This is a genomic window from Pseudarthrobacter sp. 1C304, from assembly GCF_052245515.1.
Taxonomy (GTDB): Bacteria; Actinomycetota; Actinomycetes; order Actinomycetales; family Micrococcaceae; genus Arthrobacter.
The window spans coordinates 20,668-40,443 of sequence record NZ_JBQQCH010000002.1; the positions used below are offsets into that span (position 1 = coordinate 20,668).

At 67.2% G+C, this 19,776-nt stretch carries 18 protein-coding genes; 6 read left to right on the forward strand and 12 right to left on the reverse strand.

The window, feature by feature from the left end:
- Positions 1-4 precede the first annotated feature (4 nt).
- Complete coding sequence (locus ACTWQD_RS04170; RefSeq protein WP_443194939.1) at positions 5-433, reverse strand: HIT family protein; 429 nt, start codon at positions 431-433, stop codon at positions 5-7.
- Positions 430-1,584, reverse strand: coding sequence for an NAD(P)-dependent alcohol dehydrogenase (locus tag ACTWQD_RS04175; protein WP_443194940.1), 1,155 nt, complete (start codon positions 1,582-1,584; stop codon positions 430-432). Before ACTWQD_RS04175 ends, ACTWQD_RS04170 begins: the two co-directional genes overlap by 4 nt.
- A 167-nt stretch (positions 1,585-1,751) precedes the next feature.
- On the opposite strand from ACTWQD_RS04175, the gene ACTWQD_RS04180 reads away from it, so the two are divergent.
- Positions 1,752-2,225, forward strand: coding sequence for an ASCH domain-containing protein (locus tag ACTWQD_RS04180; RefSeq protein WP_443195513.1), 474 nt, complete (start codon positions 1,752-1,754; stop codon positions 2,223-2,225).
- Positions 2,226-2,784: 559 nt separating this feature from the next.
- Positions 2,785-4,170, forward strand: coding sequence for a DUF222 domain-containing protein (locus ACTWQD_RS04185; protein WP_443195514.1), 1,386 nt, complete (start codon positions 2,785-2,787; stop codon positions 4,168-4,170).
- Positions 4,171-4,385: 215 nt separating this feature from the next.
- Here ACTWQD_RS04185 and ACTWQD_RS04190 read toward each other — a convergent pair whose 3' ends face one another.
- Positions 4,386-5,258 carry a sulfurtransferase gene (locus ACTWQD_RS04190; RefSeq protein WP_443194941.1) on the reverse strand — a complete coding sequence of 291 codons (873 nt, stop codon included), beginning with the start codon at positions 5,256-5,258 and terminating at the stop codon, positions 4,386-4,388.
- A gap of 49 nt (positions 5,259-5,307) precedes the next feature.
- Between ACTWQD_RS04190 and ACTWQD_RS04195 the strand changes: the two genes are divergently transcribed.
- The 3 genes from ACTWQD_RS04195 to ACTWQD_RS04205 all read left to right on the forward strand — a co-directional run bounded on the left by ACTWQD_RS04195 (position 5,308) and on the right by ACTWQD_RS04205 (position 9,173).
- Positions 5,308-6,405 (forward strand): PLP-dependent cysteine synthase family protein, encoded by a 1,098-nt coding sequence (locus ACTWQD_RS04195; RefSeq protein WP_443194942.1) that lies wholly within the window; start codon positions 5,308-5,310, stop codon positions 6,403-6,405.
- 432 nt (positions 6,406-6,837) lie between these two features.
- Complete coding sequence (locus tag ACTWQD_RS04200) at positions 6,838-8,634, forward strand: BCCT family transporter (RefSeq protein WP_443194943.1); 1,797 nt, start codon at positions 6,838-6,840, stop codon at positions 8,632-8,634.
- 323 nt (positions 8,635-8,957) lie between these two features.
- Entirely contained in the window at positions 8,958-9,173 is a 216-nt protein-coding gene (locus ACTWQD_RS04205; protein ID WP_443195515.1) for a VOC family protein, read from the forward strand.
- A gap of 27 nt (positions 9,174-9,200) precedes the next feature.
- On the opposite strand, the gene ACTWQD_RS04210 is transcribed toward ACTWQD_RS04205, so the two are convergent.
- Positions 9,201-9,857 (reverse strand): MBL fold metallo-hydrolase, encoded by a 657-nt coding sequence (locus tag ACTWQD_RS04210; RefSeq protein WP_443194944.1) that lies wholly within the window; start codon positions 9,855-9,857, stop codon positions 9,201-9,203.
- 105 nt (positions 9,858-9,962) lie between these two features.
- On the opposite strand from ACTWQD_RS04210, the gene ACTWQD_RS04215 reads away from it, so the two are divergent.
- Positions 9,963-10,421, forward strand: a complete 459-nt coding sequence (locus ACTWQD_RS04215; protein WP_443195516.1) for a Fur family transcriptional regulator — start codon at positions 9,963-9,965, stop codon at positions 10,419-10,421.
- Here ACTWQD_RS04215 and ACTWQD_RS04220 read toward each other — a convergent pair.
- The 8 genes from ACTWQD_RS04220 to ACTWQD_RS04255 all read right to left on the reverse strand — a co-directional run bounded on the left by ACTWQD_RS04220 (position 10,418) and on the right by ACTWQD_RS04255 (position 19,720).
- Complete coding sequence (locus ACTWQD_RS04220; RefSeq protein WP_443194945.1) at positions 10,418-12,040, reverse strand: MDR family MFS transporter; 1,623 nt, start codon at positions 12,038-12,040, stop codon at positions 10,418-10,420. The two genes, ACTWQD_RS04215 and ACTWQD_RS04220, sit on opposite strands and share 4 nt — an antisense overlap.
- Positions 12,037-12,666 (reverse strand): TetR/AcrR family transcriptional regulator, encoded by a 630-nt coding sequence (locus ACTWQD_RS04225; protein ID WP_443194946.1) that lies wholly within the window; start codon positions 12,664-12,666, stop codon positions 12,037-12,039. The genes ACTWQD_RS04220 and ACTWQD_RS04225 overlap by 4 nt, the downstream gene beginning before the upstream one ends.
- Positions 12,667-12,756: 90 nt before the next feature.
- Positions 12,757-13,647, reverse strand: coding sequence for a metal ABC transporter permease (locus ACTWQD_RS04230; protein WP_443194947.1), 891 nt, complete (start codon positions 13,645-13,647; stop codon positions 12,757-12,759).
- The gene (locus tag ACTWQD_RS04235) at positions 13,648-14,463 is read right to left on the reverse strand and encodes a metal ABC transporter ATP-binding protein (protein ID WP_443194948.1); all 816 of its coding nucleotides are present in this window, start codon (positions 14,461-14,463) and stop codon (positions 13,648-13,650) included. It abuts the gene before it with no gap.
- Between the two features lie 53 nt (positions 14,464-14,516).
- The gene (locus ACTWQD_RS04240; RefSeq protein ID WP_443194949.1) at positions 14,517-15,476 is read right to left on the reverse strand and encodes a metal ABC transporter solute-binding protein, Zn/Mn family; all 960 of its coding nucleotides are present in this window, start codon (positions 15,474-15,476) and stop codon (positions 14,517-14,519) included.
- Between the two features lie 111 nt (positions 15,477-15,587).
- The gene (locus ACTWQD_RS04245) at positions 15,588-16,652 is read right to left on the reverse strand and encodes a hemolysin family protein (protein WP_443194950.1); all 1,065 of its coding nucleotides are present in this window, start codon (positions 16,650-16,652) and stop codon (positions 15,588-15,590) included.
- Positions 16,649-17,986: a hemolysin family protein gene (locus ACTWQD_RS04250; RefSeq protein ID WP_443194951.1), complete on the reverse strand. Its 1,338-nt coding sequence runs from the start codon at positions 17,984-17,986 to the stop codon at positions 16,649-16,651. Before ACTWQD_RS04250 ends, ACTWQD_RS04245 begins: the two co-directional genes overlap by 4 nt.
- 270 nt (positions 17,987-18,256) lie before the next feature.
- Positions 18,257-19,720, reverse strand: a complete 1,464-nt coding sequence (locus ACTWQD_RS04255) for a GuaB1 family IMP dehydrogenase-related protein (RefSeq protein WP_443194952.1) — start codon at positions 19,718-19,720, stop codon at positions 18,257-18,259.
- Positions 19,721-19,776 lie beyond the last annotated feature (56 nt).

The following is a 19,776-nucleotide window of genomic DNA, read 5'->3' on the forward strand; positions in this document are numbered from 1 at the left end:
GCGTTTAGGCCTGCGGCACGTGGGCGGTGTGCCCGGCGTTGCGGAGGCCCTCGCGGAGCTTCTCGGCGTTGGCGTCAAGCCGCGCCGGATCGGGGTTCTGGTCCACCGAGCCGAAGTCAAAGTCCGCCATGGTGTTGGACGGCCACACGTGGACGTGCAGGTGGTTAATTTCGTAGCCGGCCACAATCAGGCCGGCACGCGCCGCGCCGAACACCTCGACCTGGACGGCGCCGATTGTCTGCGCCACCTGCATCACCCGGGCCAGCAGTTCCGGCGAGGCGTCAGTCCAGCGGTCCACTTCCTCGGTGGGAACCACCAGGGTGTGGCCGTCGGCGAGAGGGCCCACCGTCAGGAACGCCACGACGTCGTCCTCCCGCCAGACGAAGCGGCCGGGAATCTCGCCGTTGATGATCCGGGTGAAGAGAGTGCTCATGCGTCTGCCCTTTCCGAGGGTGTTCCGAGGGTGCTGGTGTCCAGGACAAAACGGTACTTCACATCTCCGGCCACCATGCGGTCGTAGGCCTCGTTGAGCTGGTCCGCGGCCACCACCTCGACGTCGGAGATCACGCCGTGTTCGGCGCAGAAGTCCAGCATCTCCTGCGTCTCGGCGATGCCGCCGATCAGCGACCCGGCGTACGCGATGCGGCGCCGGATCAGCGCCCCGGGGTTCACCGGCGGCATGTCCTCCGAGGGGAGCCCGAGCTGGAAGAGGGCCCCGTCCACACGCAGGGTGCGGAAGTACGGGTTGAGGTCGTGCGGCGCTGCGACAGTGTCGATGATGACGTCGATGCTCCGGTTCGCGGCGTCCATCGCGGCCTCGTCGCTTGAGAGGATGACGTCATCCGCGCCGAGTTCCCGGGCCGCGGCGATTTTGGACTCCGACGTGGTGAACACCTTGACCTCGGCCCCCATGGCCTTTGCCAGTTTCACGGCCATGTGCCCCAGGCCGCCCAGACCGACGACGCCGACGACGTCGCCCTCCTCGACGTCGAAGTGGCGCAGCGGCGAGTAGGTGGTGATGCCGGCGCACAGCAGCGGCGCCGCGGCGGCGGGGTCCAGGCTCTCCGGGACGTGCAGCACGTAGCGGCGGTCGACGACGATGGACGTGGCGTAGCCGCCCTGGGTGATGGTGTCCCCGTTGCGGCGGTCCTTTGCACCGTAGGTCCCGGTCATGCCGTTTTCGCAGTATTGCTCCAGGCCGTCGAGGCAGCTGTCGCATTCGCGGCAGGAATCGACCAGGCAGCCGACGCCCACCCGCTCACCCGGGGTGAAGTCCTCGACGGCGGAGCCGACACGGCTGACCCGGCCCACGATTTCATGGCCGGGGACCAGCGGGTAGTTCTGGTTGCCCCATTCGCCCCGGGTGGCGTGGACGTCCGAGTGGCAGAGCCCGCAGTATTCGATGGCGATCTCGACGTCGTCCGCTTTGGGCTCCCGGCGCGCGACGGTCAGGGGAACCAGGCCGCTGTCGCTTGCTGTCGCGCCGTAGGCGGCGGCAAGGCGCGGGCCTTCGGCGACCGGCGTTGTGCCGAGATCAGGCAGGGGCTTGGCGAGGGGCGGCGGTACGGGACGTCCAGGAGTCATGAGTTGACGCTAACCCGGGCGGCGGAAGTTCTCCAACCGGAACCGCGGCCCGCTCGGCGTGGATGCTGCCCGGCGTCGACTGCGGGCTGCTTCCGCTCCGCGCCTGCGAGGATAGGCAGGTGCATACCCAGCCCGCCGCCCCAGTAGACCGATACGCCGCTGATCGAATGTGGGAGGACTACGCCGCCGCCCGCCCCGGGGCTGTTGCCGCGTCGCCGGAGTACACGGTGGAGCACTTCGGTGATTCACGGCGGCTCGCCAACGAACTCCTTGGCCTGGTCCTCAGTGGACGAAAGCGCGCGACGGCGGAACTCGTCGCTGACTTCATCGCCCGCGGCGACCAGGTGCCCCGCATCGGAGCCCACTGGATCGCGTGCGACGGCGACGGGGTGCCCCGCATCATCATCCGCAGCACGGAACTCCGGATCGGGCCGTTCACCAGCGCCGACGCGGCCTTTGCCCGGGACGAGGGCGAGGATGACCTGTCTCTGGACAGCTGGCAGCGCGAACACCGCCGGTACTGGATGCGTGTCGCCGCCGCCAACGGGCGTGAATGGTCCGAATCCGACGAGATCGTGTTCGAGCGCTTCGAGGTGGTGTGGCCGGTCGAGTACGCCGACGAGCGCACTCCGCGACAGTAAGGGGCCCGGGCTCGCTACATTATGGCCAGTCCATTGCCGGACTGCGGCGGCGCCGTTTGAGGCCGGAAATTGTCGGTGGTCGCAGCGACGTCGCAGGGACACTGGATTCATGGACAGCTGGCAGAAGCCGGGGCGGGCGACGGATGCTGGTGCCCGCCAACCGGCAGCAGGGCAATCTCGGAACTGGTGCTTGCCGGCGGGCGCCGGCTTGCCGGCCGCTTGCCGGGCGGAGCTTGTGACGTGTTGCCTGTCCGCCCGCGTTGGTTCGCCGTTAAATGTCAGTGCTCGAAAGTAGCCTTGCATCATGGAGAACAGGCGGGATCCAGAGGCATTTGGGCCGGCGGGCGGGATGGTCGCGGACCTGCCCCGGGTGGCCGTCAGCCTTCCGGACGTTTCGGCTACGGGCGGCGTTGGGCTGGAAAGTGCCCAGGCGGGCGGGGTTGGAGGCGGGACTGGACTGGGCCGGGCCGGACACGAGGGCGCCGCCAGTGACAGTTTCGACCGTGAGAGTGCCGCGTTGATTGCTGAGATCCGGGAACTTGAGGATGAGAAGTCTGCGATGTCTGCCCGGCAGGCACGGCTGTCGGTCGCTTTCGATCTGGTCCAGCGTCGGAAACAGGCCGCCGCCGGGATGCCCGCGGACCAGCTCGGCGCCGGTGTCGCGGCGCAGATCGCCCTGGCCCGACGCGAGTCCCCGGCCAAGGGCGGCCGGCTCCTGGGCCTGGCGAAAGCCCTGGTCACCGAAATGCCCCGCACCCTGGCGGCGCTGGAGGCCGGGCAGGTCAACGAATGGCGCGCCACCCTGCTCGTGAAGGAAACCGCGGCCCTGTCCGCGGAGGACCGGGCCGCCGTCGATGAAGAGCTCGCCGCCGACACCGGAACCTTCGACGGCGCCGGGGACCGGCAGATCATCGCCGCGGCGCGGGCCGCGGCGTACCGGCGGGACCCCCGCACCGTCACCCAGCGCGCCGCCCACGCCGCGACCGAACGGACCGTGACCCTCCGCCCGGCCCCGGACACCATGTGCTACCTCACCGCCCTGCTCCCCGCCTCCGCCGGGGTCGCCGTGTACGCCGCCCTGACCCGGCACGCCGACACCGCCCGCGCCGCCGGAGACCCCAGAACCCGCGGCCAGCTCAAAGCCGACGCCCTCGTCGAACGCACCACCGGCACCCCCGGCGGGATCACCGGCATCGAAATCCAGCTCGTCATGACCGACCGCACCCTCCTCCAAGCAGACGCCGAACCCGCCCGCCTCCCCGGCTACGGCATCGTCCCCGCCGGCTGGGCCCGGGAACTGCTCAAAAGAGGAGGACCCGCCGCCGGACCGGAGGCGGGAGCCGAAACCGCACCGCCGACAGGAACCGACGCGGGACCGGACAGGGGAACCGCCACGGAATCGGATACAGGCACCGACACCGACCCGCACGAGGACCTGCGCGTCTGGCTCCGGCGGCTCTACACCGCCCCCGGCACCGGGGACCTGGTCGCACTCGACTCCCGCGCAAGGATCTTTCCGCCCGGGCTGCGCCGTTTCGTGACAGTCCGGGACGCCACCTGCCGCACGCCCTACTGCGACGCGCCCATCCGGCACCTGGACCACATCAACCCCTGGCACAATGGCGGCGAAACCACCGCCGCCAACGGCGCCGGACTCTGCGAAGCCTGCAACCACACCAAAGAAACCCCCGGCTGGAACGTCAAACCCCGCCCCGGCCCCAGACACACCCTCCAAATCCAGACCCCCACCGGCCACACCTACCACTCCACCGCACCACCACTTCCCGGGACCCCTGAAACCGACACCCGGATAACCAACCCGGCCCTGCCCGAAACGGCTGCGCCGATACCCGGTGCCGCAGACACCAGCCGTCGCCGCCGCAAGTTCCGGCACCACCTGAAGGCCGTCAGGTGCAGACGCAGGGCCGTCCTGCCGGCGGCCTGAGGCAGCCGTCCAGCCTGCGCTCCCGCCCAGTTCCTTCGCTGATACTTCCCCACGCCCCACCAGAGAACCGTGGAATCCCGCGCTTCCCTGGGATGGGTGCGTGATCAGGTGAGGAGCAACCGGGCGGGAACGTCACGCGGAAGCCCGCCAGCACCGGGTCCCAAGCCCGCTGTTTTCCGTGGTCTATCGTGCCGCGTCCCAAGCCGGGTCGCGGTCTATCGTGCGGCGTCTCCGGCCGGGTACGGCTCGGCTCCGGTCACCACGTCGTTTGCTTCGTTGTTGGACCATTCGGAAAACGACCCGGGATACAGCGCCGCAGGGAATCCGGCGATTTCCAGAGCCGCAACTTCGTGGGCCGCCGTGACCCCGGAGCCGCAATAGACGGCGGTGGGAACGTCTGCCCGCACCCCGAGGCCGGTGAACCGTTCCCGCAGCGCGGCGGCGGACAGGAACCTGCCGTCAGACCCCAGGTTGTCGGTGGTGGGCGCGCTGACTGCCCCCGGAATGTGGCCCGCCCGGGGGTCCACCGGTTCGAATTCCCCTCGGTACCGCTCCCCCGCCCGGGCATCCAGCAGCAGTCCCTGACGGCCCCAGGAAGCGGCCTGCCCGGCGTCGACCACAGGCAGCGCACCGTCCGTGAGCACCACGTCACCGGGCTCCACCTTCTGATCGCCGCTTTCGACGTCGAAGCCCGCTGCGCGCCAGGCGGCCAGGCCGCCGTCGAGCAGGTAAACCTCCTGCAGACCGGCGTTCCGCAGCATCCACCAGGCCCGGGCGGCGGCCAGGTTGCCACTGTCGTCATAAGCCACCACCGCGTCGCCCGTGCGGATGCCCCAGGACCGGGCAGATACCTGGAACTGCTCGAGGGACGGGAGCGGATGTCGCCCGCGGCTTGGGTCCGCGGGGCCGGCCAGTTCAGTGGCGAGGTCCACGAAGACAGCACCGGGCAGGTGTTCCGCGAGGTAGTGCTCCCGGCCGTGCGGGTCGCCGAGGGCCCACCGCACATCCAACAACACCGTCCGCCGGCCGGTGGCCGCGGCGCCGTCCAGGCGGTCCTTGAGCGTGGCAACGTCCATGAGGGTCTGCATCCGCCCACTCTATCCAGTAGGGTCCCGTCGCCGCGGGTAGGCTGGTGCGGTGATAAGAGCACTGCAGCAGGACCGGGCCTGGGCCGACGAGGCCATCCGCCGCATCAACGCCGAGAACAACCGGTCCGCGGATACACACCTGTACTCGGTCCCGCTGCCGGAACACTGGGGCGTGCAGCTGTACCTCAAGGACGAGTCAACGCACCGAACCGGCAGCCTGAAGCACCGTCTGGCCCGCTCGCTGTTCCTCTTTGGGCTGGTCAACGGCTGGATCTCTGAGGGCACCACCATCGTGGAGGCGTCCAGCGGCAGCACGGCCGTCTCGGAGGCGTATTTTGCCCAGCTGCTGGGGCTGCCGTTTATTGCGGTGATGGCCCGGACCACCAGCCGCGAGAAGATCGCCCTGATCGAACAGTTCGGCGGCTCCTGCCTGCTGGTGGATCATGCCTCCGAGGTCTACGACGCCGCCGCAGACCTCGCCCGGCGCACGAACGGCCACTACATGGACCAGTTCACCTACGCCGAGCGGGCCACGGACTGGCGGGGCAACAACAACATCGCCGAATCGATCTTTGGCCAGCTTGCCCTCGAGGAGCACCCGATCCCCCGGTGGATCGTCGTGGGCGCCGGCACCGGGGGCACCAGCGCCACCATCGGCCGTTACCTCCGCTACCACCGCCATAACACCGGGCTCGCCGTCGTGGACCCGGAGAACTCGGCATTTTACCCCGGCTGGCTGGAAAACCGCGGACCTTCCGGCGGCGGAGCCCAGGCTGCCGGCCAGCCGTCGAGGATCGAGGGGATCGGGCGGGCCCGGCTGGAACCCAGCTTCGTGCCGGCCGTCATCGACCACATGGTCCAGGTCCCGGATGCTGCCTCGGTGGCTGCGATGCGGCATCTGCACCAGTACGCCGGCCTGCACGCGGGCCCGTCCACCGGCACCAACCTGTGGGGCGTCTGGCAGCTCATCGCGGAGATGATCAGGGAGGGCCGCCGGGGCAGCGTAGTGTCGCTGATGTGCGACGGCGGAGACCGCTACGCCGGGAACTACTACAGCCCGGAGTGGCTCCAGTCCCAGGGCCTGGACCCCGCCCCGCACGAAGCGGCCATCCGGGAATTCTTCGCCACGGGAACCTGGTCCGCCTAAGGTGACCGGCCAGCTTTCCCTCTCCCCCGTTGTTGTGGCTGCTGGCGAAGCTTGCGGAGCTGTGGCCGACAGAGGCCTGTCTACCCGCAGGGCAAGGGGCGGGAAATTCCCGGAGGAAATCAGCGACGAATTAGGAGCGCCGGAAGGACATTTCCAGCACCGCATAGAAGCAGCAGCGGCGGTGGCATGACGTTCTCGGCGTTGATACCGGCGGGTGATCTGACTGACCCGTCGGCCCTTTCAGGGAATGCCCATCAAGTTCATGGTGGCGACGCTAACGTCTCAATCGGGCATCGGTACCAGCGATTTCGGATATGGATGGCCTTCGTGGGAGACGTGATCCGTAGACTTTGATGCTGCACAAAACGCCCACAGAAGAAATATCCGTCAGAGCAGTCTGAGCGCCTAACAGCGCAGGAGGAGAAAATGGGAATGTCTGCCACACCAGGCTCCAGTACCGATCAACGACCCCCGAATGAATCGAAGGAGTCCGGGGTCAACACCCGGGTGGACCGGGAACCGCCCGCGAACTCGTCACAACCGGGGAAGAGCATCGACAAGTGGGTCTTCTGGCCCGCAGCCAGCATCATCCTGGTCTTCGCACTTTTTGCCATCCTGTTCCCCGCAACAGCGACAGACATGTTCAGTTCCATCCAGAGCAACGTCATCAAGTGGTTCGGCTGGTACTACGTCGCGTCCGTCGCCGTCTTCGTTGCCTTCGCTCTCTGGATCGGGCTCAGCCGCTACGGTGATATCAAGCTCGGCCAGGACGACGATGAACCGGAATTCTCAATCATGTCCTGGTTCGCACTTCTGTTCGCCGCGGGGATGGGCATCGGTCTTGTCTTTTTTGGTGTCGCCGAACCCCTGAACCATTTCGCTTCGCCGCGGCCGGGCGTCGAGGGCACGCCGATCCAGATCGCCCAGCAGGCCATGACACAGACATTCCTCCACTGGGGATTGCACGCCTGGGCCATCTACGTCGTCGTGGGCGTTTCCATCGCCTACGCCGTCCACCGCAAAGACCGGCCCATCTCCATCCGCTGGACCCTGGAGCCCCTGCTGGGCACCCGACGCGTCGCCGGGGGCTGGGGCAACCTCATCGACGTTGTCGCCCTCGTCGGCACCCTCTTCGGTGTAGCGACCTCCCTGGGACTGGGCGTCCTGCAGATATCAGCGGGACTTGAAGAAGCCAACATCATGCAGGCCACCCAGATGACCCAGATCGGGCTGATCCTGTGCATCATCACCCTGACCATCGTCTCGCTCGTCTCAGGCGTGGGCAAAGGCATGAAGTGGCTGTCCAACACCAACCTCATCCTCGCCGGTGCGCTGCTGGTCTTCGTACTCTTCACCGGCCCCACCCTGTTCCTGCTCCGTGAGTTCGTGCAATCCGTCGGCAGCTACCTGCAGAACGTTGTAGGCCTGACGTTCAATACGCTCGCGTTCTCCGGAGCCGAGGGCGAAGCTTGGCAGGCGGCCTGGACCACGTTCTATTGGGGCTGGTGGATTTCATGGGCCCCGTTCGTCGGCATCTTCATCGCCCGCATCTCCAAAGGCCGCACCGTCCGTCAATTCGTCGCCGGTGTCCTGCTGGTCCCCAGCACCGTCGGGTTCCTCTGGTTCGCTGTTATGGGCGGCACCGCCATCCACCGCGAGCTCTTCGGAGGCGGCGGGTTGGTCGGCCCGGATGGCACCGTTGATACTGAAGGTGCGCTCTTCGGTATGCTCGGCGGACTTCCCGGTGGGACCATACTCACCATCGGTGCAGTCCTCCTGATCGCAATCTTTTTCATCACCTCCGCTGACTCCGGTGCACTGGTCATGAGCATGATCTCGACCGGCGGAGACGTCGAACCGAAGAACTGGATCCGTATCTTTTGGGCGCTCTCCGCCGCAGCGGTAGCAATCGCCCTGCTCGTGGCCAACGGACTCGCGGCTATACAGACCGCCGCGATTCTTACCGCGGTGCCTTTCAGCGTAGTCATTCTGATGATGTGCGTTGCCACGGCCAAAGCGTTCCACCAGGAACACGCCATGCTCATGCGTGCCCAAAGGAAGCTGGCCCGTGAGCAACTGACAGCCCAGGTATCCGAACAGGTCCAGGATTCCATTGAGGAGCAGTACAAAGACCACGTAGCCGACGAAGTCGCCGCGGCCGTCCAGTCGCAGTTTGCCAACGGCCCCTCGTCACAGCCGGAGGACCGCTTAGTCACAAGAGGGCCCTAGAACTACCCGCTGAATTCGCAAGGTAACTGTTGTGCGTAAGTGGCCTCCGCACCATTAGGTGCGGGGGCCACTTGCTTGACCTGGCGTATCTGCAGCGTCTCTGACGGGAATGCCCGGCATGGTCCGGCCCCTTTGTTTGGCCGAACGAGCGTGGCGCCCTGTCCGGCGAGGAGCGGAAGGGCCTCCTGGCGTCCCGTACCGGAACGGTCTCTCCTCTCTGCCGGTCCGGTATGCCTGCTCAGCCGCTCCAGGACTCCCCGATGCCTGGTGGCTCGTCACGCCAGCGCTGCGTCGGAAGATCTTAAACGCTCCTACCTCGACCGCTGAGCCGGAGCTACCCTGCCTTTGTCCGCGCCGAGTACGGCGATTCGATCAACTTCCAGAAGGTGGAGTCGTTCACGCCGCCGCAATGGCCCGGCCAGGAGATGCCGCAGCAGATGCACCTTGACCTCGTCGTCGATGAACTCGACGAGGCGGAGGTGGTTGTGCTCGAGCTCCGCGCGACCAAGCACGAGCACCAATCTGGCTACGCCAATTAAGGAGACACGCCCTAGGCCCTTACGGCCTTAGACCTCCACCGTGTCGCCGCTGGAGAGGTGCCGGTATTCGGTGCCGTACTTGGCTCCGAACCGGGTCACGTGCCCTTCCACCAGCCCGCGTCCGTTCTCGTTGAGCAAGGCGTCGTGGATGGGGAAGGCCTTCGGCGCGCGGACGCCGATCACGAAGTCCACCACCTCCCCCACCTTGTTCCACGGTGCGTGGATCGGCACCAGCAACGTCTGCACCTTCACGCCGTCGGGCACAACAAACGAGTCCCCCGGGTGGTACACATTGGAATCCACGAAGTAGCCGATGTTGGCCACCACCGGAATCTGCGGATGGATCAGCGCGTGCTGGCCGCCAAAGCACCGGACGGAGAGCCCGGCAGCTTCGAAGTCCTCGCCGGGGGCCACCGTATGGATCCGCTGCCCGGCGTCGGGCACTTTCCCGCGCAGCTGCGCCGCGACCCCGGCCGGCGCGAAGAGCTGCAGGGAACGGACCTCCTGCAAGGCGGAGGTGACGACGTCGACGTCGATGTGGTCCGGATGCTCGTGGGTGATCAGGACGGCATCCGCGCCGTCGAGGGCCTGCTCCGTCTCGGAGAAGTTCCCCGGATCAAAGACCAGCACCCTCCCGTCCTGCTCCAGCCGGACACACGCATGCGTAAACTTCGTCAGCAACATCTGGCCAGCCTAGGGTCCTGCGCCTGCAGTGTCCACGGGGCCTGCTGGTAATCTGGAACCTTGCCACCACCCCGTACCGAGACCACCAGTGAAGCGAGTTCCACGATGTCCCACGGCGTCACAGCCGCCGGCCGCCGGACCACGGCGCCGGCACCCGCCGCGGCCAAGGAGCAGCGGGTCACGAAGCAGCGGCTGGCGGTCAGTGCCGCCCTGGACGAACTGACCGATTTCGTCAGCACCCAGGAACTGCACCGCATCCTGCAGGACCGCGGCACCTCGGTGTCCCTGGCCACGTCATACCGGATCCTGCAGTCCCTCGCGGACGAGGGCCAGGTGGATGTCCTCCGGAACGCCGACGGCGAGGCCGTGTACCGGCGCTGTGCCGACACCGGCCACCACCACCATCTGCTGTGCCGCAGCTGCGGCAAGGCCGTGGAAATCGAGGCGCCCGCCGTCGAGGCCTGGGCCGCGCGGACGGCAGCCGAACACGGCTTCACCGCGGTGGAACACACCGTCGAGATTTTCGGGCTGTGCCCGGACTGCACCGCCCGGAGCGGCTCCTAGCCCTTCGGGCGGCCGGCAGGAGCGAGCGGCTGGTCGGCGTCGTCGGCGGTGATGAGGATGTTGCCCTCCGCGATGGATTCGGGCAGGACGTCGTGCTCAATGGCGGTGGCCAACGGCTTCGGCTTGACGAAGCACATCAGCGCCGCCGCTGCCAGCGCCAGCGGCACCATCCAAACGAAAATGGGCGTCAGCGCGTCGTTGTAGGAGGAAATGATGGCCTCCTTGACCGGCGCCGGAAGCTGGCTGACCAGGGCCGGCGTCAGCGAGTTTGATCCTCCCGGGGTGCCGCCCCCGGTTGCCGCGGCCGGCAGCCGCTCGGCGAGGAGCTCGGCCAGCCGGCTCGCGAAGAGGCTTCCCACGACGGCTGAGCCGAGGGTGGCGCCGATCTGCCGGAAGAAATTGTTCGACGCCGTTGCGGTGCCGACTTCGCGCAGCGGGAACGAGTTCTGCACGATCAGGACCATGATCTGCATGCTCAGGCCCAGCCCCAGACCCATCACGGCGAGGTACGCGCAGATTTCCCAGAGCGGCGCCTCCGGCTTGAGGGTGGAGAGTAGCACGAGGGCGACGGCCACCAGCACGCCGCCGGCAATCGGCATCCACTTGTAGCGGCCCGTGCGGCTGACCAGCTGCCCGGAGACCACCGAGGCGACAAGGAGCGCGCCCATCATCGGAATCATCAGCAGCCCGGATTCGGTGGCATTGACGCTGAACGCCATCTGGAGATAGGTGGGCAGGTATCCGATGGCACCGAACATCGCGACGCCGATCAGCAGGCCGGCGATCGTGGACAGGTTGAAGTTGAGGTCCTTGAACAGGTGCAGCGGAATGATCGGCTCAGCCGTGCGTCGCTCCACCAGAACGAAGGCAACCGCACTGAGCACCGTGCCTGCGATCAGTGCCAGGATGATCGGATCGTTCCATTCGTACTTGCCGCCGCCCCAGGTCGCGAACAGCACCAGGCAGGTGGTTGCGATCGCCAGCAGCACCATTCCGCCAAAGTCCAGCCGGGGCTTTCCGCTGTGCTTGGGAAGCTTCAGGAAGAAGATGGCTCCGGCGAGGGCCAGCAGGCCGAGGGGGATGTTGATCCAGAACACCCAGCGCCAGCCGGGACCTTCGGTGAACCAGCCGCCCAGCAGGGGGCCGGCAACGGAGGCGATGGCGAAGACGCCACCCATCATGCCCATGTACTTGCCGCGTTCGCGGGGCGGCACGACGTCGGCGATGACGGCCTGCGACAGGATCATCAGGCCGCCGCCGCCGAGGCCCTGCACCACACGGGCGACGATGAGCACACCCATGTCGTTGGCGAGGCCGCCAATGACGGACCCGATCATAAACAGGATGATCGCGGCGATCAGCAGCGACTTGCGTCCCATCAGGTCGCCGAGTTTGCCGTAGATGGGCATGGTGATGGTGGAGGCAAGAATGAAGGCGGTGATAACCCAGAGCATGTCGCTGACGCCGTGGAGTTCGCCCACGATGGTGGGCAGGGCCGTGCTGAGCACGGTCTGGTTGAGCGCCGCCAGAAGCATCGAGAGCATCAGGCCCACGAAAAGCAGCACCATGTGCTGCTTTTCCCCGGCCGGCCCGGGGGCGGCGACAGTGTGCGTGGTCATGAGAGTTTCCTTAGCAAATGGTGCAGGAGTGCCAACGAGGGCTGGAGGGTTTCCGCGGAGAGCCCCTCGACGGGGTCGAAATCAGCGGAGGTGATTTTGAAGCGGATGGGAACGCCGGCGAGCATGACCAGCATGCGCGCCGATTCCTCCGGGCTGAACCCTTCGGCGCCGGCCGCCCAGCCGGGATCCTGTGCCAGCAGGCCGGCCAGTCCCTGGCAGACAAGGTTCTCGGCCTTGACCATGTAGTCCATATGGCGGCGGCCCAGGTGGGGATCCCGGGCGATCAACTGGCGGCGGCGTGCCCGGTCCTCGCCCCCGAGTGCTGTCGTGGCGACCGCCATGAGGAGGTTGGCGACCTGGTCCGCCAGATCGTCTGCCGAGAGGGAAACCTGCGAGAGCAACGCCGCGTCCAGGACCGGCTCCCGCAGGCCCAGGATGGCGTCTTCCTTCGCCTGGAAATAGTTGAAGAAGGTCCGTGGGGAAACGCCGGCGCTGGCCGCAACGGCCTCAACCGTGGTGTGCTCGACGCCGTGTTGCAGGGCCAGCGATGCGGCCGCCTCGTGGAGCGCCGCCCACGTCTCGGCTTTTTTGCGCTCACGGAGGGGCAGCGAAACGGCGGCAGTCATGGCCTCAATAATTGCAGAACTGCAATCTCTGCACAAGTGCATACTTGCAGTCGCGCAATTAAGTCCCCGCCGATCGGGACGCCCCCGGGGTCAGGTGGCCGGCGCCGCCTGCGGGCGGACCACCCTCCCGTTGAGTCCGCGCTTGGCCCGGGCGCCGCCGATGATCCGGCAGACGACGTAGATCAGGAAGGACAGGGTGGTGACATAGGGGCTGATGGGGATTCGCCCGCCCAGGGCCAGAAGGATGCCGCCCACGGTTGCCGTAACGGCAAACGCGACGCTCAGGACCACCACCAGCCGGGGCGATGACGTCACGCGCATGGCGGCCGCCGCAGGGGTAATCAGCAGCGCCAGCACCAGCAGGGCGCCGACAATCTGGATGGAAAGCGCCACGCTGACGCCCAGCAGCAGCATAAAACCGAGTGCGAGGGCCCGCACGGGCACACCGCGGGCCGAGGCCACGTCCGGGTCCACGCTGGCGAAGCTAAGGGGCCGCCAGATGGCCACGAGGGCAATCATCACGGTAATCGCGGCGACCGCCAGGACCTGCAGCTGCACGGTGCCGACCGAGACGATCTGCCCGGTCAGCAGGCCGAATTTGTTGGCCGCACGCCCCTCGTAGAGCGAGAGGAACAGGATGCCGAGGCCCAGTCCAAACGGCATGATGACGCCGATGATCGAGTTTTTGTCCCGGGCGCGGACGCCCAGCAGACCCAGCAGCAGCGCGGCCACCACGGACCCGAACAGCGAGCCCAGGATGATGTCGGCCCCGATCAGGAGGGCAAAGGCCGCGCCGGCGAATGAAAGTTCGGAGATCCCGTGCACGGCAAACGCCAGGTCGCGCTTCATCACGAAGGTTCCCATGAGGCCGCCGAGCAGCCCCAGCACCGCTCCAGCCCAGAGGGAGTTCTGGACCAGCACCAGAAGGTCGCCGTAGTTGTCGAAGTTGAAGATTGAATTGAGCAGGCTGTCCAGATCCATCTAGCCCACCTCCCCCGCCACCGCGTGCGCGTCTTCGTGGTGGTGGGTGGTGGCGTCCGGAAGTCCGACGACGATGAGCCGCCCGTTGGCCTTGATCACTTCAACGTGGCTGCCATACAGGTCCGACAGCACCTCAGTGGTCATGACCTCCTCCGGCGGGCCCACCCGGAACCGTCCGCCGGCCAGGTACAACACCCGGTCCACGTAGTCCATGATCGGGTTGATCTCGTGGGTAACGAACACCACGGCACTGTCCTGGTCGTGGCACTGCTTGTTGATCAGGGCACTGACGGCCTGCTGGTGCTGCAGGTCCAGGGACAACAGGGGTTCATCACAGAGCAGCACGCTGGGGTCGGCGGCCAGTGCCTGCGCAACCCGCAGCCGCTGCTGCTCGCCGCCGGAGAGCTGGCCCACCGGGACCTTGGCGTAGTCGGCGGCCCCGACGAGCTCGAGGAGTTCGTCGATCCGCCGGTTGATCCTGGCCCCGCCGAGCCGGACCCCCCAGCGGTGGCCGTCGACGCCAAGCCCCACGAGGTCACGGGCGCGCAGGGGCGTGTCCGGGTCGAAGGACTTCTGCTGCGGGATGTAGCCGATGCCGCGGTTGCCTCGCTGGACCGGCCGCCCGGCAAGGGTGGCCGTGCCGGCACTCAGCTCCTGCAGCCCCAGCAGCACCTTGAGGAACGTCGTTTTGCCGCTGCCGTTAGGGCCGAGGACAGCGAAGAACTCACCCGGGTTGATGTCCAGATCGAGGCCCTCCCACAGCGTCCGCTGACCGAACGCGAGGGAGGCCCCTCGGAGGCTCACTACGGGTGTCACCTTTTGTTTTCCTCGAATTCTGCGCGGAGCCTGCTGACGCTGTCCCGCTTATCTTAGGCCAGGGCCTTGGCAATATTGTCGACATTTTCCGTCATCCACTGCACGTAGGACTTTGCGTCCGGCAGCGTCTCGCTGAAGTTCACCACGGGGACGCCGGCCGCGTTGGCCGCCTCCCGGACCGCTACGGTCTGCGGGCCTTCGGTCTGCTGGTTGTAGGCCAGCAGCCTGACGCTGCCTGATGCCATCAGGTCGGTGGCGGCCTTCAGCACGGCGGGGGGAACGTCGGCGTCCTCCTCGATGGCGGCGGTGTACTCGGCCGGCGTCTGGTTTTCCAGGCCGGCCGCCTCAAGCATGTACAGCGGCACGGGCTCGGTCACGGCAACGGGAGCCTCGCCGGCGGAGGCCTTGATGTCCGCAAGCCGTGTGTCGAGGACGCCGAGTGAGTCCTTGAGCGCCGCGGCGTTGCTGCGGAAGGTTTCGGCGGAGGACGGTTCGAGTTCCCCCAGCTTGGCGGCCACGGCATCCGCCAGCCGCGCCATGGCGGGCAGGCTGTACCAGACGTGCTCGTTCAGGCCCTCATGGGCGTGGCCGTGCTCCTCGGCCTCAGGGGAAGCACCGGCCTCTTCTTCCGGGACCAGCCCGGAGAGCTCCACCGCGTTCAGGACCCTGTTGTGGTCCAGCCCCGTATCGTCCACCAGTTTGTGGATGAAGCCGTCGTACCCGCCGCCATTCTCCACCACCAGTTCGGCCTTCGAGACCGCCAGCTTGTCCTGGGTGGTGGCCTCGTAGGAGTGCGGGTCCTGGCTGGTGCGGGCAATGATGGAATTGACGCGCACCTTGTCGCCGCCGATGCTGCTGACGATGTCGCCGTAAACGCTGGTGGAAGCCACGACGTCGACAACGCCGTCGTCCGTATTGCCCTGCGGGCTCTCCCCCGACTGGCCGCAGGCTGTCAGGAGGACGCTCAGGCCGGCTAGGACGGCAACGATGGGTCGGGCAGCAGGACGGCGCACGGGAAAACCTCGGATCTGTTATTGAGAATCAGGAGCAATAGCAACTTGTCCGAGTGTAGCCCTAAATGGGAATGATTCCTATTTAGGGCTACACCGGTGGTCCCGCCGCTGCTACTGGTCTTGGCCGAGCCTCCGGTAGCCGGTGGCCTGGGTGGCGTCCCTGATCTCGCCCACGAGTTCCTCGATGACGTCCTCGAGGAACAGCACGCCCTGGGTGTTGCCGCCCGGGCCGATGACGCGGGCCAGGTGGGATCCCGTCCGCTGCATGACGGACATGGCATCCTCGATCTCGTCGTCCATGGACAGGTTCGCCAGGGACCGGATGTGGCTTTCCGCGATGGGCTGGTGGTAGGCCGCATCCGGAATGGTCAGGACATCCTTGATGTGGAGGTAGCCGGAGAGCATTCCGTCATCGTCCAGCATCGGAAAGCGGGAGAATCCGGTCCTGCTCACGGCCTTTTCAAATTCAACCGGCGTGGTGGTCGCCTTCAGCATCACCAGTTTGTCCAGCGGCACCATCACCTTTGAGGCGGTCTGGTCCGAGAACTCCAGTGCCCCGGTGATCAGTCCGGCGTCGTCGTCCACCAGCCCGTGGCGGGTGGACTCCTGCACGATTGACTGCACCTCCTCCAGGGTGAAGGAGGACGCAACCTCGTCCTTGGGCTCGATCCGCATCAGTTTCAGGATGTGGTTCGCGGACCAGTTGAGGGCCACGATCACCGGCTTTACCACGCGGGCGATGAACATCAGCGGCGGCGCCAGCAGCAGGGCCGCTTTGTCCGCCACAGACACCGAAATGTTCTTCGGGACCATCTCGCCGATGGTGACGTGCAGGAAGGTGACCAGCAGCAGGGCGACGGCGAACGCGGCAATGTCCGCAACTTCCGCCGGGACGCCCACGGCTTCCAGCGGCACCACCATCAGGTGGTGGATTGCCGGTTCCGCCACCTGGAGGATGAGCAGCGAACACACAGTGATGCCCAGCTGCGCGCAGGCCAGCATCAGCGACACGTTCTCCATGGCGCGCAGGGTGGTCTGCGCGCGCTTGGAGCCCGCCTCGGCAAGGGGCTCGATCTGGCTGCGCCGGGCGGACATGACCGCAAACTCGGCGCCGACGAAGAAGGCGTTGCCGAGCAGCAGCACTACAAGCCACAGAATTCCGGCCCAGTCGCTCATGCGGCACCAACCTGGCCGGCGGCGTGGTTGCCGTCCACGGTACGGGCCGGCTTGAAGCAGATCCGGTCGATCCGCCGCCCGTCCATGCGGGTGACACTCAAGGTGCCGCCGCCGACGTCGACCGTGTCACCTACCGTGGCGATCCTGCCCAGCTGGCTCATGACGTAGCCTCCCACCGTTTCGTAGGCAGACTCGTCGGGCACGGTCAGGCCCGGGATCTGTTCGGAGAGTTCATCCGGGCGGAGCAGGCCCGGGAAGTACCAGTCCCCCGAGGCGCTCTGCAGCAGCCCCGGCCGGACCTTGTCGTGCTCGTCAGCGACTTCGCCGACGATTTCCTCCACCAGGTCTTCCAGGGTGGCGATGCCGGCGGTTCCGCCGTACTCGTCCAGAACCACCGCAAGCTGCAGGTTCCCTTCACGCAGTTCCGCGAGGAGCGCGTCGAGGTGGATGGTTTCCGGCACCCGGAGCACGTCCGTCATAATGGCGCCTGCTTCAAGGTTGGCGCGCCGGTCCGAGGGGACGGCGATGGCCTTCTTGATGTGCACAACGCCGCGGATGTCGTCAGCGGATTCCCCGATCACGGGGAACCGTGAATAGCCCGTGCGGCGTGCCGCGTCGACGATGTCGGACACCGGCTGGTGGCCGTCAATGGTCTCAACCCGGATCCGGGGCGTCATCACGTCCGCCGCTGTACGGCCGGAGAACTTCAGGGTCCGGTCGATGAAGTTGGCGGTGCCGGCGTCGAGTGTTCCCATCTGCGCCGACCGGCGGACGAGGGAGGCCAGCTCGGCGGGGGTCCGGGCCCCCGAAATCTCCTCCTTGGCTTCCAGGCCGAAGATGTTGAGCACCTTGTTGGAGAAGCCGTTGAGCACCACAATGGCCGGCTTGAAAACCGCGGTGAAGATCAGCTGCGGCCGGGCCAGCGCCTTGCCCACCTGGAACGACAGCGCAATGGCCATGTTCTTGGGCACCAGCTCGCCGATCAGCATGGAGAGCAGCGTGGCGAACGCCATCGCAAGGATCAGCGATACGGAGGAAATCGCGGCCTCCGGAAGCCCCAGGGCGGCCAGCGGGCCCTCCAGGAGCTTGCCGACCGACGGCTCCATCACGTAGCCGGTGAGCAGCGTGGTGATGGTGATGCCCAGCTGGCAGCTGGAGAGTTGCGTGGACAGGGATTTGAGGCATTTGAGCAGGGGTACGGCGGCGGTGTCGCCGTCATCCACGGCCCGCTGGACGGCGGCCTGGTCAAGGGCGACGAGCGAGAATTCGACGGCCACGAAGAAGCCGGTTCCGAGGATGAGCAGCAGGCCCGCTGCGAGAAGGATCCACTCCATCTAGCGGCCCGCTTCCGGGCCGCCGGCGGCACCTGGCGGAGGATGGTCGGCCGGGGCCGACCCTGGTTCCTGGCAGGACCCTGTTGGGAAGGCCGCTGTTTGGAAGGCCGCGCAGTGGCGGGCAGCCGGAGAGTGATGGGCGCGTGAACGGGGTTTGCCGGCTCTTCGGGAAGACTGCGCGGGAACGGTGTCCGTTCCCCGCTGACAGCCCCCAGGCCGGCACCTAGATTTACTGTCCATAAGAAGCTCAGTCTACAGGAGCAGCACGCCTCACCAGCTCTGCGGCACCGGGCGTCCTTCCTCGTATCCCGCAGCGGACTGGATCCCTGCCACAGCGCGCTCGCGGAACGCCGCGAGGTCCGCGGCGCCGGCGTAGCTCATGGAACTGCGGAGCCCGGCGGTGATCATGTCAAGCAGGTCCTCGACGCCGGGCCGCGCCGGATCGATGAACATCCGGGAGGTGGAGATGCCTTCCTCGAACAGGGCCTTGCGGTCCTTTTCAAAGGCGCCCTCGCGCTGGTTGCGGTTCTGCACAGCGCGGGCAGAGGCCATGCCGAAGCTTTCCTTGTACTGCCGCCCGCCGGCGTCCTGCTGCAGGTCCCCGGGGCTTTCATGCGTGCCGGCGAACCAGGACCCGATCATGACTTGGCTGGCGCCGGCGGCCAGGGCGAGGGCGACGTCGCGCGGGTAGCGGACTCCGCCGTCGGCCCAGACGCGGCCGCCGGCCGCCCGGGCGGCGGCCGAACATTCCAGCACCGCCGAGAACTGCGGCCGGCCCACAGCCGTCATCATGCGGGTGGTGCACATGGCGCCGGGCCCGACGCCAACCTTCACGATGTCCGCCCCGGCCTCGATCAGTTCACGCGTAGCGTCGGCCGTGACCACGTTCCCGGCCACCACGGGAACGCCCGGGGTGAGTGCCTTGACGGCGGCGAGGGCATCAAACATTTTCTGCTGGTGGCCGTGCGCGGTGTCCAGGACCAGCACGTCGACGCCGGCGGCGAGGAGTTCCGCCGCCCGCCCGGCGACGTCGCCGTTGATCCCGACGGCGGCGGCGACCTTGAGCCGGCCGGCTCCGTCCAGCGAGGGCCGGTACAGCGTGGAGCGCAGCGCGCCCTTGCGGGTGAGGACACCGGCCAGGACGCCGTCCCGCTGCACCGGCGCAAGGTCCGTCCCGGCCGCGTCCATGGCCTCGAACGCCCCCCGCAGGCCTTGTTCCGCCGCGGCGCCGGGGGCGCCGTCGAGCGTTGCGGCGTCCAGCACCAGCGGCTGGCGGCGCATCACCGAGGCGAGCGAGGCGAAACGGTCCTGCCCCTCGCAGTCCGAGGCCCGGACGATGCCGGTGACGGCACCGGCGTCGTCCACCACCACCACGGCACCGTGCGGACGCTTGCCCATCAGGTGCAGGGCATCAATGACTGTGCTGGACGGCGCCAGCGTGACCGGGGTTTCCAGGACGGCGTGGCGGGCCTTGATCCAGGCCGTGACGTCACGGATCACGTCGAGCGGCACGTCCTGCGGCAGCACCGCCAAGCCGCCGCGCCGGGCCATGGTCTCGGCCATGCGTTTGCCGGTCACGGCGGTCATGTTTGCCGCCACGAGCGGAATGGTGGAACCCGTCCCGTCGTCGGCGGCCAGGTCCACGTCAAGCCGGGAAAGCACGTCCGAGCGGGACGGGACGAGGAAGAGGTCAGAATAGGTCAGGTCTGTGGTGGGCTCGCTCAGGAAACGCACGGCTGCTCCTTAATAGGCATTCCGGTGCTCAACGGGTTGTCTCTGTGCGATTCTAG